The sequence below is a fragment of the Halorhabdus sp. SVX81 genome, assembly GCF_029207715.1.
Taxonomy (GTDB): domain Archaea; phylum Halobacteriota; class Halobacteria; order Halobacteriales; family Haloarculaceae; genus Halorhabdus.
This window is the reverse complement of record NZ_CP104322.1, coordinates 1,240,518-1,256,658: the sequence shown is the minus strand read 5'-3', so window position 1 is coordinate 1,256,658 and position 16,141 is coordinate 1,240,518. Positions and strand designations below refer to the sequence as shown.

The following is a 16,141-nucleotide window of genomic DNA, read 5'->3' as shown; positions in this document are numbered from 1 at the left end:
TTACGGACTTCTCACCAGCAGCGAAATTCCTCACCGCCGTCGTCGGTCCCACCGTTGGCCAGCGATCTCCGCAAGTACGAGGCCGATCGTTCCTGCGAGTACCGCAATAGCCAGCCCAAGGACTGGCGCAAGCGTCGGATACCGACTCCCGATCAAGGCAGTCACCACGAGCGGGACTGCGACCAGGGCGATCGCCGCACCGAAGACGGCAAAGCGAGCGACGTCGAACAAAAGCGCCGTCGGCGAGAGGCCGGCAACCGTCGCCGAGACACCGTAGACGTAGATCGCGACGGCCGGCAGTATGGCGACGCCGATCGCCAGTTCGGCCGGCGGGAACCAGACGGCTGCGACGGCGAGGACAACCAGCCCGGCGGGGATCGCGAGTGTGAGAAAGGCGAGTAACTTTCCACGGAACAGCGTTCGCGGGGCCAGGGGATAGCGATCGAACTCACCGGGATCGTCGAACTGCGTCACCCAGGCGTAGGTCGTGAACGTCCCGAGCCCGAGCAGTGTCCCGAAGGCGAGTCCGGGCGCGATTTCGAGCCCGCCAGCGTCGGCGACCGCGACCAGCAGCCAGCCCGTGACCCCGCCGAACAGCGACAGCGAAAACAGGACTTTCCAGACGGATCCGCTCGACCGGGCGACTTCACGGAGCGTCCGTCCCGCGATACCGAACCCGACCGGGAGCGGTGGCGTTCGGGACGCCCGCTCGCTGGTCTCGATCGGCTCGAAGAGTGCCAGCGCGATCGTCGCACTCACAACGATCGGCCCGGTCACCCGCAGGCCACTCGCGACGGACGGTGTGCCGTAGAATCCCGCCGGCGTGAACGTGATCGGATCGACGTTTCCGAGGACGACAACGGCGACGAAGCCGGTCACACTGGCCAACAACGCGATCACGGACCGGGTCGCCACCGCGATCATCGCCAGACTGACGGTCACCCCCAACGCGAACGCGAACACGAGCGTCATCCAGAGCAAGCCAACCTCGATTGGACTCGTTCCCTGAACCAGTGCGCGGGCAGCGTCGGCCAGCGCCAGCGGTCCCAGAATGAGCCCCGCGTAGTACAGCAGGTCCTTGAGAAGGAAGGTTGCGAGCACGCGCCGCCAGGAGATCGGCAGCGTCCGGGAACTGCCGACGAGCAGCGACACGTCACCCAGCACATTGCGCATGGCGTCCCGACCGACTAACCCGATGGTGCCGACCTGCAAACCCAGGAAGGCGACCACCGCGTGCAATCCGCCGACGACAGCCCCGCGCGCGACGCCCAGTTCGCCGAGCAACGTCAGTCCGGCAGCCCCGAGCACGAACATGACTGCCGGAAAAGCGGCGAAGCGCCGCCCGCCGAACAACTGAGCATGGAGTCGCCACTCCTCGACGAGCATCGCCGAAAGCAGACTCACGAATCCGGGCCCCCCTCGTTCGGTTCCGCCGCCACACCACCGGATCGGCCGGCTGCCATCGCCATGTCGCCGCCCTCGACAGTTTCCATGAAGTACGACAGGAGGTCATCGTCGTCGAACTCGGCCGTCTCCTGTGTCCCCTTTAGGTGTCCGCCGTCGAGGATACCGACCCGATCGCAGAGGTCGGCGGCCACATCGACGAAGTGTGTCGACAGAAACAGCGTGTTGCCGTTGTTACAGTAGGCGCGCAACTCGCGTTTGACTCGCTCCTGGAGGATCGGATCGAGATTGACCAGCGGTTCGTCGATGAACACTAGCTCGGGATCGTGAACGAACGTCCCCCCGAGCATGACGCGCTGGCGTTGGCCCTCGGAAAGGTCAGCAGCAACGGTATCCAGTGTTTCGGTGAACTCGAGACGATCGGCCCACCGCTCGATGCGATCGTCGATGTCGTCGAGTTCGCGCACGTCGCCGATAAACCGGAGGTACTCCCGCGGCGTGAGGAAACTCGGCGGATCCTCGCGCTCGGGGAGAATGCCCACGACCTCGCGCACCTCGCGCGGGTTGGCGACGGGATCGATACCCAGCACGCTGGCAGTCCCGGCGTCAGGTTTGCGCTGGCCGGTCAGGATCTCGATCGTCGTGGTCTTGCCCGAGCCGTTCGGCCCGAGCAACCCGAAAAGCGCCCCCGACTCGACAGTGAGTGAGAGGTCAGCGAGTGCAGTGAGATCGCCATACTGTTTGGTGAGTCCGTCGGTTTCGACCGCCGGCACGGTTAGGCCGCCCCCCGTGAGGTGGACACCATCGAAGAACTCGAGACAGCGACCCACGGTTCCGCGTCAATCGTACCCATATCGATCGTGGGAGGGCCAACGCCCTTAGCTGTTTGGCCGACGGGATCCGAACCGTTTTCTCTCCCCCGCCTCCAGATGTGGGTATGAGTCGGCGACGGCGCGCGTATTATTATCTCGGTGCCTTCGCCGCCGTGACGATCCTCTATACGATCGCCTACGGGGCCGGGATGGCGATCTTCGAAAACGCCTCCCGGACGTTGACCGAGTCGCTGCTGGTGGTCGTCCAGTCCTTTACCACGACTGGCTACGGTGAGGACGCCGCCGCCTGGACCACACCCCAGATGCGATTGCTCGCGATCGCGATGCAAGCGACCGGTGTCTTCTTCGTATTCATGGCGCTGCCGCTGTTTGTCGCACCCTGGATCGAACAGCGACTGACGACGACCGTCCCCGATTCGATCGAGGACGCCGACGATCACGTCGTCATCTGCGGATACACCCCGCGAACGGAGATGTTGATCGACGAGTTGCGGATGCTCGAGGAATCGTACGTCGTCATCGAACCGGACCGAGACACCGCGACCGACTATTACGAAGAGGGAATCGCCGTCATGCATGGCGATCCGGAATCGATCGATTCTCTGACCGCTGCGGGCATCGAAGATGCACGTGCGCTTGTCGCCGATGTCAACGACGAAGTCAACGCCTCGATCGCACTCGCCGTCGATCAACTCGCCCCCGAGACCCGGACGATCACGTTCGTCGAGGACGCGACGCTCGCGGATTACCATCGCTACGCGGGGGCCGATCAGGTCTTCACACCACGACATCTGATCGGCGAAAGCCTGGCCCAGAAAGCCACGACGGCCGTCACCGACGAGGTCTCCGACGCCGTCGAGATCGGCGATGAGTTAGAGATCGTCGAGATTCCGATCGAGGCGGGGAGTGACCTCGTCGGGACCACCATCGGCGAGAGTCGCATCCGCGAGCGAACCGGCGCGAACGTCATCGGTGCGTGGTTCCGTGGCCAGTTTGTGAGTTCGCCATCGCCTGCGGATCGGATCAACGCCCGGACGGTCCTTTTGGTCGCCGGGCGTGAACCCCAACTCCAGGCCTTTCAGGAGCTTGCCAGCGCGAAGGCACGGCGACAGCGTCGCGGCCCCGTCCTCATCTGTGGCTACGGCGAAGTGGGATCGACAGTCAAACAGCGGGTTGTCAGGGCAGGATTGCCGGTGACGGTCATCGATCTCGACGAGAAGCCTGGTGTCGATGTCGTCGGCGATGCGACTGATCCCGACACGTTAGAGAAAGCTGATATCGACGAGGCAAGTTCGGTCGTGCTGGCGCTGCCGGATGACACGTCGGCGGTGTTCGCCTCGCTGGTCGTCCGACAACTCGAACCCGACGTCGAAGTGGTCGTCAGGGCCAACGAGACCGACAACGTGCAGAAACTCTACCGCGCCGGGGCCGATTACGTGCTGGCGCTGGCAACCGTCAGCGGTCGAATGCTCGCCTCGACCATCTTCGGCGAGGACGTCATCACCTTCGATCAGGGCGTCGAAGTCGTCCGCCTCCCGGTCGGCACGCTGGCTGGTCAATCCATCGCCTCGGCCGATATCAGAGCAAAGACCGGGTGTACCGTCATCGCGATCCAGCGAAACGGCGAGCTGATTACTGACTTCGATCCGACGTTCACGTTCGAAGACGACGACGAGATAATCGTCACTGGGCCGGACGACCGTGTCAGTGCGTTCACTGCATTAGTCGAGTGACCGCCAGTTCGGCCTCGACGGCTCAACAGTTCAGGAACTGTCTCGCTGCCCGATCGCCACCTGCAGCCGATCCGCGACGGCCTCCCGGAGACGATCAGCCTGCTCGGCGTCGATGTCCGCCGCGACCGCGTCCGTACCCATGAGACTACTCGAGCCCGCTGTATCGACGATAACCGAGGCCAGCCGACGGCGACGCTGGAAGATCGTCCGCGAGGAGAGGACGGTCTGGACGCGGTAGGTCGGAACGATCGTGATCCGGCGCGACCAGAACCCGTTTCGCGTGATCGCGTACTCCTCACCCATGTAATACCCGCGATGTCGCCATTTTACATGAGCCGCGATCGGCACCACGGGAAGAACCAACGCCGAGAGGAACCAAGGGCCGGAGATATCCGGGACGAGCGTCACTGCATAGGTGCCGGCGATCACGAGGAGCGCGACCAGCAGGTATCTGACTGCGTAGCGCTCTCTCGCTCGTTTGGGGGGGCGTTCGAAGGTCACTTCGTCGAACGGCTCGATCGAGCGGGCGAGTTCAACCACCCGGTCGCGTTCGGCAATCGGGATGGCCGACTGTGAGCGTGCGCCCGATCCCTGGCCGGGCGCGTAGCCCGCCGTCTCGATCGTCAGGCTGGCGTAGCCCAGCCAGCGCGCGAGGACGTTCTCCCGGATCGACAGCGTCTGAACCTTCTCGACGGGGATCGAACCGCTGTAGCGCTGGAGGAGTCCGCGTTCGTAGCGATACTCGTCCCCATGCGATCGCAACTGGAAATCGTAATACTGTAGCATCGAGATGATCCCACTGAGGATCGCCAGCCCGACGAGGGTAGTGAGGCCGACAAGCGGACCGATCAGGAACCACTGATCGACGTCCGGTAGCATGCTGGTGATCGCCGCCGGGCCAAACACTGACAGCGCCACCAACAGGAACGGAACCAGCCGGAGATCCATCGAGACGAGTCCGAGAACCCCTAACTCACGGGGGGTTATCGAATATAGCGTCTCGGTTTGCTGTTCGGCTTCGCTCTCGTCGACACTCGGCTCCTGCCCACGCTTTCGGCGGCCGACTTCCTCCTGGAGTCGGCCCGCCTCCTCGCGGTTGACGTACTTGAGTTGAGCCTCAGTCTGGCCGCCGCCGGCGGTCTCCAGGCGCACCTCGGCGATGCCGAGGAGTCGCTGGACGACGTTCTGTCTGATGTCGACGTTCTGGATGCGTCGGTAAGGGATCTCGCGATCGCGACGCGACAGGACACCGGACTCGATATCGAACGTGTCCTCAGTCAGCTCATAGCGGAACCGCCGATAATAAGCGACGTTCCAGCCGGCGACGAGAGCGACGCCGACCGCCGCGATGCCGAAGAAGATCGCCGCGCCTTGCAGGAGATTTCCGCCGGAGCCACTGGAACCGGCGATCCCGGCAACGACGACACCGCCCGCGATCTGGGTGCTGTTCTCGGCGATCCGATAGGGGATCGAAAGCGGATCAAGTCGCATGGTCAGACAGCGTCGTCCCCGTTGGAATCCTTCGCGAGCACTTTCAATCGTTCCTGGAGGTCCGCAGCGTCACTTTGCGTGAGGCCGGGGACCGTCACGTCGGCCCCTCGTGATCCGGCTGTGTAGACCACCAGCGACGAGAGGCCGAGCAGTCTGTCGATCGGGCCGCGGCTCGTGTCGATGTGTTGGACGCGGACGAACGGGACGACAGTCTTGACGTGCGTGATCACGCCCCGCTGGAGGTACAACGCGTCCTCGCGAACCCGGTACTCCCAGGTGCGATACAGCGCGAGTGCGTGGCCGACCCCGACGAGGAGTGCCAGAAGGAAGGCCCCGACGCCCGGGACCGGCCCCCATTCGAGTGCGAAGACGCTGATCGCCCCGATGATCGTGCCAACTACCGCGGCCACGATCGTCGCCCTGAGACACCACTGCCAGCGGACGCGTGAGTCGAGCGACCTGACCGCCGTCTGTAGCGCTTTACGGTCGACGGACTCGTCCTCGGGCTCCGTCGATTCGGTGCCCGTCTCCGACTCCTCCCTCGGGTTGCGCTCTCCAGTTCGGTCGGCCGGTTCGGATTCGTGATCCTCTGGCGGCCCGCCGTCCACAGTCATGACAAACACGTCTGACTGGCAGCGGCTTAATGGTGCTGCCCGGCTGCGGGACCCAAAGTCCACAGGTGGGGTTCTCTGGGCGGCCGAAGGTCAAACCAGCCATGGAGTACAGCGGGCCGGGCGACATCGCCGAACAGTCCGCCGACGTCCTGCCGAGCGCCTTCGGCTCCTCCTTCCGGGTGGGACCGGGCTGACGCGATCCGGCCCCGAGTCGCCGCGTGGAACGCCTGGGACTGCCGCGCCAGGACGACAGGTGGGGACGTCGCTCGGGAAGTGATGGATCCAGCATAGAAGATGACACATAAAAGCGTACTTCCCTCTCAAAGCGTTCGCGTGGGACGTGACTCGCCTGAATCGGTTGCTCGAACTCCTGGATCGGCGTCGGTCCGGGTCCGGATCGACCGAGAGAACGGTCGCGATCGCCTGCCAGGGCGGCGGCAGCCACGCGGCGTTCACCGCAGGCGTCCTCGACGAACTGCTCGGGGAGTTCCCGTCGTCTCACCGGTTGGTCGGTCTCAGCGGCGCTTCCGGTGGGGCCGTCTCGGCCGTCGCGGCGTGGTACGGGTTGCTCGCGGCCGGGGAAACCTCGGGTAGTGTCCTCGAGGCAGTGTGGGACGACATCGCTGCGAACACGCCCTGGGACCGGTGGGTGAACGGCATGGCGGTCCTCGGGGCGACGGTACCGGCGTCCGTCGAACCGGCCGAGAACCCGTATCTCAATCCGGGCAGCGACCTCGGGCGGGCCCACCTCGAGCGGACGCTTCAGGAGCACGTCGACTTTACGTCCTTCGGGGAGCTCGTCGATCTGCGACGAGCGCCCGCGTTGCTGGTCAGTGCGGTGAACGTCCGGACCGGGTCCCCCCAACTCTTTCGTGACGACGAGATCACGCCGGCGACCGTCGTCGCCTCATCGGCGATCCCACGAGTTTTCGAACCTGTCGACATCGACGGCGAGCAGTACTGGGACGGCTTCCTCTCCCAGAACCCGCCGATCCGCGAGTTCGTGACCGATGGGACGATCCCGGCGCCGGACGAACTGTGGATCGTCCGCCTGACACCGGAGACGGTCGAGGAGATGCCGACGACCGCCGAAGCCATCGACGGGCGCGTCCGGCAGCTCGTCGAGACGCTGTCGCTCCGCCAGGAACGGCGGTTCGTCGAGACCGTCAACGAGTGGATCGCCGACGGCCGACTCGCCGACCCGTCGCTGACAGAGACGACGATCCGGCACATCGACCTCCCGCGAGAGCGGGCCGGCCGGTCGCAGCTCGACCGGCGGCCGTCGTTCGTTGCGGATCTCTACGGAGATGGCGAGGACGCCGCACGGGCGTTCCGTCGGCAGCTCGCCTGACGCCCCGTCGGTCGCGCTCGTCTCAGGGCGGGCTCGCGCCGCTCTCCTCGACGGCAAGCGCCCACTGTTCGAGCCACTCACGAAGGCCCGAGTCAGGGACCGTCAGTGAGTGGGTGTTCTCCGGGAGGGTGGGATACCCGCCGACTGCTTCGTGGTCGGGAATCCAGTAGTCGTACGGCGACTCGGTGTATGGATCGCCAGCGCGGGTTTCGATCTCGGAGATGATCCGCGAGTCGTCCTCAGTGCGATCGGCCGGGCGTGCGCCAGCGTAATTCAGGTTGTGGTTCTCGACCTCGCTCGAGTCCATCGCGGAGAGCCCATCGGGCCACAGCGGCCGAGACGACAGCTCGGACGTGTCGCCGGTCAGCGGCGTCGACGTGGGATCGGTGACGTTGTCCGCCAGATAGGCAGTCCCGTCTTCGATCGCCGTGTCCTCGAGGTCCTGGGGGGCGTAGACGTTCCCGACGATGGACGCTTCCGTGTCGCCGTCCATGTTCGTCGCCTCGTTGAAGAAGTACATCACGTTGTTGGCGAGGGCGGATCGAGTCCCACTTTTGAGCCGTGGGACCCGGCCACGGACCTTCGCCCAGACGTTACCCAGCAGCGCGACGTTCTCAGCGCCGTCACCGATGAGCGTCCCGTAGTTGTGATCGGCGTCGTCGTCGTAGGGATCGTACAGCCCCTCGTAGATGAGACAGTTCGTGTAGGTCGTCCGGTCGGTGTCGTACCCGACGGACATGCACTCGTCAGTACCCCACGAGGCCGAGACGTGATCGACGACGTTGTTGGTGGTGTCGTCCTGCGTGTTGAACGCGTCGTTGCTCTGGATGCTGCCCTCGGACCCCGGTCCGTGACGGGACCGAATGTGCTGGACGACACAGTCGTTTGCGTCGATCTGGAGCTGGCCTTTGATGAACGTAATCCCGGGCGAGGGCGCGGTCTGGCCCGCGACCCAGCACTTGTCCTCGGTAATCGCCAGTTCCTCACCGCCGAGGTCGATGGTCCCGCTGGTCTCGAAGACGATCACGCGCGGGCCAGAAGTGCTGAACGCACGTTCGACCTCGCTGCGGGTGGCGTTCTGGATCCGAATGACTTGCGTACTGTCGTCCAGCCACGGTGCCGGATCGGCGAACCCGTCCGACGGGTCGAAGTATGATCCGCCGGCGGTGTCAGTGCTGGTCGACGTACTGAACGTCGTCGCCGAGCCAGTGACCGGATTACCGTCGCTCGCGTTCCCAATCGCCCGGAACTCGTAGTCGGTATCCGGATCGAGTCCGGAAAGTGTCTCGCTAAACGATCCCGTCGAGGACAGCGTCTGCGCCGCGGTCGAGGACCACGAGGCACTGTCGCGCGCACGGTATTCGAAGGCGACCTCGACTGACGTGGCCCCACCGAGGTCCGTGAGTGAACCTGACAGCGTCGCCGAATGTGTTCCGACGTTCGAGACCGAACCCGTCGAAACCACTGGATCAGCATCGCCGGGGTCGCGTTCGTGGGTGACGCTCCCCGAGATGTCCGGATCGCCGATGTCCCGGTTGTCCGTCGGCACGAGTCCCGACAGTTCCGAAAATTCGGCCGTACACAGGGTGCCCGTGTTGTGGCTGGTGACCGCCAGCCCGACAAACGCGGTCTCGGAGAAAGCGACCCGCGAGTCATCCAGAGCGGCGATCAGCGTCCACTCGCTCCCATCGGTGGACGCGTATGCCTCGATGACGTCGCCGGCCCGGACCAGTCGCTGATACCGTGCGGGCATCGTGCCGCCCGATAGTTCACTCTCCCCCTCGCCGGCGTCGGCGGTCGTGCTCGTGGTTTCCGCCCCCGCACCCTCACGCCACTGAATCGACGTTTCGTGGCCAGGGGTCTTCCTGACCATCGCGTTCACCGCGTCGGCGGACAGCGACTCACGGACCATCAACCCGGTCTTGGCCCACTCGTCGGTGTCGTCGAGACTGTCGATGCGGACGGTCACGTCGAAGTCACCCTCAACCGGCGTGTAGTAGAAATGGCCCTCATCCGCCTCGTTCCAAATGTCTCCACCAGCTCCCTCGACAGTGATCACGTCGGGTCCATCGCGCCTGGCTGCGGTCCTGAACGTGTTGGCGGAACCGGTATCGGTATCGCCGTCGCTGGCCGTCGAAACCGCCCGGAACTCGTAGTCTGTGGCCGGATCGAGTCCAGTAATGGGTTCGCTGTAGGAACCGGTCGTCGAGCGGGTCCGGGTTGGCCCCGTTTGCCAGGATCCCCCCGTGCGCTCCCGATACTCAAAGGAGACGGTCGCCGAGGACGCGCCACCGAGGTCGTCAAGTGACCCCGTGATCGTCGCGCCACTGGCTGTGACCCCCGAAGCCGACCCCGTCGAGACGACGACGCTCGTGTCCTTGTCGGTGCGTTCCGAGACGCTCCCCGGGACGGTGACGTCGCCGATATCGGTGTTGCTCGTCGGCGAGAGACCCGAGAGATTCGAAAACGCTGCCCTACAGCGCGTGCCCGCCACCCCGCTACAGACTGCCAGCCCGACGTAGGCCGACTCGGCGAAATCGATATCGCTCGGCGAGATGGCTGCGATCCGCGTCCAGTTCGCGCCGTCGGGCGACCCGTAGGCTTCGATGGTATCGCCGTCGCGCACGAGGCGTTGCCAGGTCGCAGGCATTGTGCCGCCGGCGACCTCGCCCTCGTCGCTCCCGCCCTCGGACGTCGTACTGACCATCTGGTCGCCATCGTCTGACCGCCACTGGAACGAGGTTTCGTGGCCGGGCGTCTTTCGAATCATCGCCGTCTCGGCGTCCGCGGTCAACGTCTGGCGGACCATCACTCCGGCTTTCGCCCATTCATCCGTCGCTTCCTGTGATTCGACCTTCACGGTGACGTCGAAATCCCCCTCCAGTTCGGTATAGTAGTACTGAAAGGCGTCGGCCGCGTCCCAGATATCTTCGCCACCGCCCTCGATCGTGATGGCGGTCGCTGCCCGCCCAGGATTGACCGCATGTGTTTCCCCCAGTGCCCCGATGCCCCCTGCCCCAAATGCACGCAGGAACGTGCGTCGGCTGTGCTCTATCATTCAGCAATCCAGTTCAAATTGTCTTATAAAACTATATAAAAGTGTCTGTTGCGGGCTGGTCCCGCCGACACCCGCCGGCAAACCGGGCAACCCAGAATAGAAGTCTGGCAGGCGATGGTGACAGCATTGTAGTTCTGTACGGGGAGCCAACAGTGAAGCGGCTATGCACGGAGCGCGGTACCGTCGGGTACTCTCGCAGTCCGGAAAGGAATCTGCGAACAGACGAGCGGCCGGTGCCACCAAACCAATGTTTATTGGGTAGGCATTCAACTGGTATAGTATGGCAGATGTACTTGTCGTCGGCGGCGGTCCCGCCGGCCTGAGCGCCGCACTGTTCACCGCGAAAAACGACCTCGAAACGATCGTCTTCGACACCGACGAGACCTGGATGCACAAGGCCCACCTGTTCAACTACCTCGGCATCGACTCGATGGACGGCAGCGAGTTCATGGATGTCTCTCGCGAGCAGGTCGAAAGCTTCGGCGTGCAACGCAACCAGGGCGAGGAAGTCACCGCTGTCGAGGACGCCGGGGACGGGTTCACCGTCACGACCGACGCGGGCGAATACAACGCCGACTACGTCGTCCTGGCAACCGGTGCCGACCGATCACTTGCCGAGGAACTCGGCTGTGCGACCACCGAAGAGGGCATCGTCGACGTCTCGGTCAACATGGAGACCAGCGTCGAGGACGCCTACGCGACGGGCGCGATGGTTCGCGCCGAGGAGTGGCAGGCGGTCATCGCCGCCGGAGACGGCGCAGCAGCGGCGCTGAACATCCTCAGCAAAGAGAAGGGCGAACATTATCACGACTTCGACGTGCCCGCCGACGCGGAGTAATCGACGATCGAGGACGAGACGGCGACCCGTTTTCCGTTCCACGTTTCAGGATAGCAACGGCTGTGCCGCCGAATCCAAAACCCGACTCGACGGGAAAACGATCGTCGCTACGCGAGCGGTTCGACGAGGTCTTCGAGGGCCGCGCGCGGGTCGTCGGCCTTGGCGACGCCGCTCGCGAGGAGGACGCCCGTCGCGCCGAGTTCGCCCGCGGACTCGACGTCGTCGCCGGTCGAGATGCCGGCCCCACAGTACACTTCGACGTCTTCGTCGACGGCTTCGGCCGCCTCGACGGCGTCGGTCACGATGTCGGGGTCGCCCGTCGCGACGGAGACGTCACCGCCGATGAGTTCCGGCGGTTCGACGGCGACCGAATCCGGCCCGAGCGCGGTCACGGCACCGATCTGGGCAGGGTTGTTCGCACACACACAGGTTTCGAGGCCGGCGCGTTCGGCGGCCTCGACGGAGCCGTCGATGTCAGCGAGTTTGAGCCGGTTCTCGGAGTGATTGATCAGCGTCCCCTCCGCGCCGGCGTCGGCGACGGTTTCGGCGAGCGTGTGGCCGGTGTTCGAGCCGTACTCGATCGGGTCGACGTGCTGGGCCCACGTCTCGACGCCGGTGTCGGCGACGCGCGCGATATCGGCGTCCTGTGCGGCGACGCCGATGCGAACGCCCGACGCATCGCTGACATCCTTGGCGGCCTCGGCGACTTCGACGGGATCACACGGGTACGTCTTGAGATTGACGAGAACGAACATTGCAGCTACGGATTCTCTGACCGCAGGAAAATAGGTTTCGAAGCACAGCCGGTCGTTCCGGGTCGGCCCGAAAACAGTGGGCATTAAGAGACCGCTTCTCGAAGGGTTATCCGACCACCGTGACCGATGGAACTGAGCCGACGACGGTACTCATCGTCGAAGACGAACAGCATCTCGCCGACCTCTACGCCGAATATCTCCCCGAGCACTACGATGTCCGGACGGCCTACAACGGCGCTGATGGACTCGAAGTCCTCGACGAAACAGTTGACATCGTATTGCTTGACCGACGAATGCCCGTCATGTCCGGCAACGAAGTCCTGGCGTCCATCGAAGAGCGGGGGATCGACGTCCGCGTCGCGATGGTGACGGCCGTCGATCCCGACTTTGACATCATCGACCTCGGCGTCGACGATTACGTCGTCAAACCCGTCAGCAAAGACACGCTCGTGGATGTCGTCGAACGCCTCGAAACCGTCGCCGAGTACAACGACCGACAGAAGCGGCTCACGGCAAAGAAACTCAAACGAAACGTCCTCGAAGTCGAGAAAGCCCGGCCGGAACTAGAAGCCAGCGAGCGATTCAGCGCGCTCGAAGCGGAGATCGAAGAACTCCAGGCCCAGGTCCAGGCCCTCGAAACGGAAATAACGCAATCGACGATCGATCGATAATCGACGGTTTGACCGACGGGCAATCAGGAATCTTTCCGTTCGACGACGTCCCCGAGCGTGTACTCGCCGACCGCCGAACCGCTGTCCCAATCAGCGTCTTCCTCCGTACCGCCACTTTCGGTGAGTTCGATGTCGAGTTCCCGTTCGAGTTTCGTCTGAACCTCGTCACTGGGGAGGTGATCGCCGCGCTCGAGTTTTCGGATAAGGCTGGCCTTCTCGTTGAGTTGGTCGGCGAGATCTTCCTGACTCATGTCGGTCTGTTCGCGGGCCGAGCGGATCCGCTGATCGAAGTCCTGGACGAGTTCGTCCATCTCGTCGAACATGTCTCGACGGCTCCCGCCCCCGGAAGACCCGCCGGAGCCACTGCCGCTGCTGGCCGAGCCCGAACTACTGGAACTCGAAGAACTGCCGGAATCCGTCGAGTACTTCGTCGACGGACTCGACTGGTCGGGGGTCCGCACTTCCGTGCCGAAGTCGGCACACTCATCACAGACATCCAACTCTGCACCCTCCACCTTGACGGTGTTCGGAGCGCTCGTCTCGGCCCCGCACATCTCACATTGAACCATGTGAGTGGATTACTTGCCCCGGGGCATAAATCGTACGCCCCGCAGTACAGTATGCGGATGCTGCCGGTTTCCCCACCCTCATACCAGTCAGAAGCTCACTCGAAACAATGGCATCAACGCAGACCGGGTCGCCCGTCGAACGGTTTATGGCATCCCTCGATGGGATCGACGTGACATGGACCCGGACGGATACAGACGGGTTCGAATCGACCGTGGCTGAATTGCTCGACGAACCGGCTGTCGGCGTTCCGATCCCGATCGACGGGGTTTCGTTGCCCTCGGCTGTCGAGACCGACCCCGACCCGGCCACAGTTCGGGCAGCCGCCACCGGCGTGACGCCCGCGACGATCGGGATCGCCGACTACGGGAGCGTCCTGCTCGAATCGGATGACCGCGGATCGGGCCTGATGAGTCTCTTCCCGGAGACCCATATCGCGGTCGTCAGCGAGCGCGACATCGTCGGGACGATGGCGGATGCCTTCGCGGAACTCGGTCCGAAACTGCGCGAGGACCGGGGAGAGGTGATCGTCGCCACGGGGCCGAGCGCGACCTCGGATATGGGCGAGATCGTCCGCGGCGTCCACGGACCGACAGACGTCCACGTCGTCATCATCGAACAATGAGCGGCAAAACCTCCAAACGCGCCAAGGCAGCGAAGATCCGTGAGATCATGGATCAGGAAGGCGCGGCCATCGAAACGAACACCCAGGGGTTCAACGACGGCCGCTACGAGTCGGTCGCCCGCCTCGAGGACTACCAGGGGCTCAAAGACGAGGCCCGCGCGATCAAGGAGGACGCGATCGATCGGCTGCCGGAATTGATCGAGGAACTCCGGGAGAGTGTCGAGGAAAACGGCGGCACAGTCTACCTCGCCGATGACGAAGCCGAAGCCAACGAGTACATCGAATCGGTCGTCGCCGACGCGGACGCAGACCTGGTCGCCAAGAGCAAGTCGATGACGACCGAGGAGCTCGAAGTCAACGACCATCTCGAAGCAGTGGGCGTCGACGTCGTCGAGACAGACCTCGGTGAGTGGGTGCTCCAGGTCGCCGAGGAGGCCCCGTCACACCTGGTTGCGCCGGCGATTCACAAGTCCCGCGACGAGATCGCTCGACTCTTCGAGGAACGGTTCGATCCCGACGTGCCCCTCGAGACGGCCGAAGACCTGACGAACTTCGCCCGGGAGCAACTCGCCGACGACATCGCCGCCGCTGACGTCGGGATGACCGGCGCGAACTTCCTGACGGCCGACTCGGGAACGATGGCGCTCGTAACCAGCGAGGGCAACGCCCGCAAGACCGTCGCCAGTGCTGACACACACGTCGCGGTCGCGGGCGTCGAGAAGATCATCCCGAGCGTCGAGGACCTCCAGCCGTTCGTCGAACTGATCGGCCGATCGGGAACGGGTCACGACATCACCTCCTACATCTCGCTGTTGACGCCGCCGATCGACGCCCCAACGTTCGAGGACGATGCATTCGGGGACCCCGACGATCGGGAGTTCCATCTCGTGCTTGTCGACAACGGCCGAATGGCCATGCGCGAGGACGAGGACCTCGAAGAGACGCTGTATTGCATCCGGTGTTCGGCGTGTGCGAACTCGTGTGCCAACTTCCAGCAGGTCGGCGGCCACGCCTTCGGCGGCGAGACCTACACCGGCGGGATCGCCACCGGCTGGGAGGCCGCCGTTGGCGGCGAGGAGAGTGCCGAGGAGTTCAACGACCTCTGTACCGGCTGTAGCCGGTGTACCGAAGCCTGTCCGGTCGGCATCGACATCCCCTGGATCAACACCGTCGTTCGCGACCGCCTCAATCGCGGTGATGACCCAGGTGCCTTCGACCACCTCGTCTCTGGACTGACACCGGACCCGGAACCCGCCGGACTCGACCTCCAGAAACGCTTCTTCGGAAACTTTGCGACCGTCGCCAAGCTCGGGAGTGCGTTCGCTCCCGTCTCGAACTGGGCCGCCGAAGCCCCGCCCTCCCGCTGGATCGCCGAGAAGCTGCTGGGAGTGGATCGCCGTCGTGAGATGCCGAAGTTCACCCGTGGGACGCTTCGCAAGTGGGCCAAAGGGCGAGAGCCACCAGCGGACCCCGACCGCGAGGTCGTCATGCTGGCGGACACCTACACGAACTACATGCACGTCGAGCGTGGGAAGGCGACGATCCGGGCGCTGGAAGCACTCGGCACCGAGGTCCACATCGCCGACGTCTCCGAGAGCGGTCGGGCCGCACTCTCTCAGGGGATGATCGCCACGGCGCGCGAACAGGCCGAAGCGGTCGCCGACTCGCTGGAACCACACCTGGACGCCGGCCGCGACGTCATCATGGTCGAACCCAGCGATCTCGCGATGCTCCGGAACGACTACGAACGGTTGCTCGACACAGAGACGTTCGACCGGATCGCCACGAACAGCTATGAAGTGCTGGAGTATGTCTATGGCCTCGTCGAGAACGGGGCCGACATCGAGGCCCTCGCCGACGGTGACGGCGAGGAGATCGCCTATCACAGCCACTGTCAACAACGGACGCTCGGCCTGGCAGCACACACGGAGGCGATTCTCGACCGCCTGGACTTCGATCTCGCCACCTCGGAGGTCGAGTGCTGTGGCATGGCCGGCTCCTTTGGCTTCAAACAGCAGTACTACGACGTGAGTATGGCCGTCGGTGACGACCTCCGCGAGCAGTTCACGACGCCCGAGACCGAGGATCGGACAGTCGTTGCGAGCGGAACGTCCTGTCACGACCAGTTGAGTGACCTCCTCAAACGGGACGTCACCCATCCGATCGAGTTGATCGCACCCGCGAAGTGAGGAGGACGGCCT

13 protein-coding genes are annotated in these 16,141 nt (G+C 64.3%); 6 read left to right on the top strand and 7 right to left on the bottom strand.

Going from position 1 to position 16,141, the window contains the following annotated elements; translation table 11 throughout:
* Nucleotides 1-30 precede the first annotated feature (30 nt).
* A complete protein-coding gene (locus SVXhr_RS06205; protein WP_275740421.1) occupies nucleotides 31-1,404 on the bottom strand; it encodes a hypothetical protein in 1,374 nt (457 codons plus the stop codon).
* Nucleotides 1,401-2,177, bottom strand: a complete 777-nt coding sequence (locus SVXhr_RS06200; RefSeq protein WP_275740884.1) for an ABC transporter ATP-binding protein — start codon at nucleotides 2,175-2,177, stop codon at nucleotides 1,401-1,403. Before SVXhr_RS06200 ends, SVXhr_RS06205 begins: the two co-directional genes overlap by 4 nt.
* Before the next feature lie 164 nt (nucleotides 2,178-2,341).
* On the opposite strand from SVXhr_RS06200, the gene SVXhr_RS06195 reads away from it, so the two are divergent.
* Nucleotides 2,342-3,970, top strand: a complete 1,629-nt coding sequence (locus SVXhr_RS06195; protein ID WP_275740419.1) for a potassium channel protein — start codon at nucleotides 2,342-2,344, stop codon at nucleotides 3,968-3,970.
* A 30-nt stretch (nucleotides 3,971-4,000) separates the two neighbouring features.
* On the opposite strand, the gene SVXhr_RS06190 is transcribed toward SVXhr_RS06195, so the two are convergent.
* Both SVXhr_RS06190 and SVXhr_RS06185 read right to left on the bottom strand, forming a co-directional pair.
* Nucleotides 4,001-5,461: a PH domain-containing protein gene (locus SVXhr_RS06190; protein WP_275740417.1), complete on the bottom strand. Its 1,461-nt coding sequence runs from the start codon at nucleotides 5,459-5,461 to the stop codon at nucleotides 4,001-4,003.
* A 2-nt stretch (nucleotides 5,462-5,463) separates the two neighbouring features.
* On the bottom strand, nucleotides 5,464-5,874 hold the full coding sequence (locus tag SVXhr_RS06185; RefSeq protein ID WP_345799508.1) for a PH domain-containing protein: 411 nt from the start codon (nucleotides 5,872-5,874) through the stop codon (nucleotides 5,464-5,466).
* Nucleotides 5,875-6,415: 541 nt separating this feature from the next.
* On the opposite strand from SVXhr_RS06185, the gene SVXhr_RS06180 reads away from it, so the two are divergent.
* Nucleotides 6,416-7,426, top strand: coding sequence for a patatin-like phospholipase family protein (locus tag SVXhr_RS06180; RefSeq protein WP_275740413.1), 1,011 nt, complete (start codon nucleotides 6,416-6,418; stop codon nucleotides 7,424-7,426).
* Nucleotides 7,427-7,448: 22 nt separating this feature from the next.
* Here SVXhr_RS06180 and SVXhr_RS06175 read toward each other — a convergent pair whose 3' ends face one another.
* Nucleotides 7,449-10,484 carry a DUF1349 domain-containing protein gene (locus SVXhr_RS06175; protein ID WP_275740411.1) on the bottom strand — a complete coding sequence of 1,012 codons (3,036 nt, stop codon included), beginning with the start codon at nucleotides 10,482-10,484 and terminating at the stop codon, nucleotides 7,449-7,451.
* Nucleotides 10,485-10,764: 280 nt separating this feature from the next.
* Between SVXhr_RS06175 and SVXhr_RS06170 the strand changes: the two genes are divergently transcribed.
* The gene (locus SVXhr_RS06170) at nucleotides 10,765-11,322 is read left to right on the top strand and encodes an FAD-dependent oxidoreductase (RefSeq protein ID WP_275740409.1); all 558 of its coding nucleotides are present in this window, start codon (nucleotides 10,765-10,767) and stop codon (nucleotides 11,320-11,322) included.
* A gap of 107 nt (nucleotides 11,323-11,429) precedes the next feature.
* Here SVXhr_RS06170 and tpiA read toward each other — a convergent pair whose 3' ends face one another.
* Nucleotides 11,430-12,077 carry a triose-phosphate isomerase gene (tpiA, locus tag SVXhr_RS06165; RefSeq protein WP_275740407.1) on the bottom strand — a complete coding sequence of 216 codons (648 nt, stop codon included), beginning with the start codon at nucleotides 12,075-12,077 and terminating at the stop codon, nucleotides 11,430-11,432.
* Between the two features lie 119 nt (nucleotides 12,078-12,196).
* Between tpiA and SVXhr_RS06160 the strand changes: the two genes are divergently transcribed.
* Nucleotides 12,197-12,748 (top strand): response regulator, encoded by a 552-nt coding sequence (locus tag SVXhr_RS06160; RefSeq protein ID WP_275740405.1) that lies wholly within the window; start codon nucleotides 12,197-12,199, stop codon nucleotides 12,746-12,748.
* Nucleotides 12,749-12,771: 23 nt separating this feature from the next.
* Here the strand turns inward: SVXhr_RS06160 and SVXhr_RS06155 are convergent, their stop codons facing one another.
* Nucleotides 12,772-13,317: a multiprotein bridging factor aMBF1 gene (locus tag SVXhr_RS06155; RefSeq protein WP_275740403.1), complete on the bottom strand. Its 546-nt coding sequence runs from the start codon at nucleotides 13,315-13,317 to the stop codon at nucleotides 12,772-12,774.
* 107 nt (nucleotides 13,318-13,424) lie between these two features.
* Here SVXhr_RS06155 and SVXhr_RS06150 point away from each other — a divergent pair, with 107 nt between their 5' ends.
* Both SVXhr_RS06150 and SVXhr_RS06145 read left to right on the top strand, forming a co-directional pair.
* Nucleotides 13,425-13,940 carry an LUD domain-containing protein gene (locus SVXhr_RS06150; protein ID WP_275740401.1) on the top strand — a complete coding sequence of 172 codons (516 nt, stop codon included), beginning with the start codon at nucleotides 13,425-13,427 and terminating at the stop codon, nucleotides 13,938-13,940.
* Entirely contained in the window at nucleotides 13,937-16,129 is a 2,193-nt protein-coding gene (locus SVXhr_RS06145; protein ID WP_275740399.1) for an LUD domain-containing protein, read from the top strand. Before SVXhr_RS06150 ends, SVXhr_RS06145 begins: the two co-directional genes overlap by 4 nt.
* Nucleotides 16,130-16,141 lie beyond the last annotated feature (12 nt).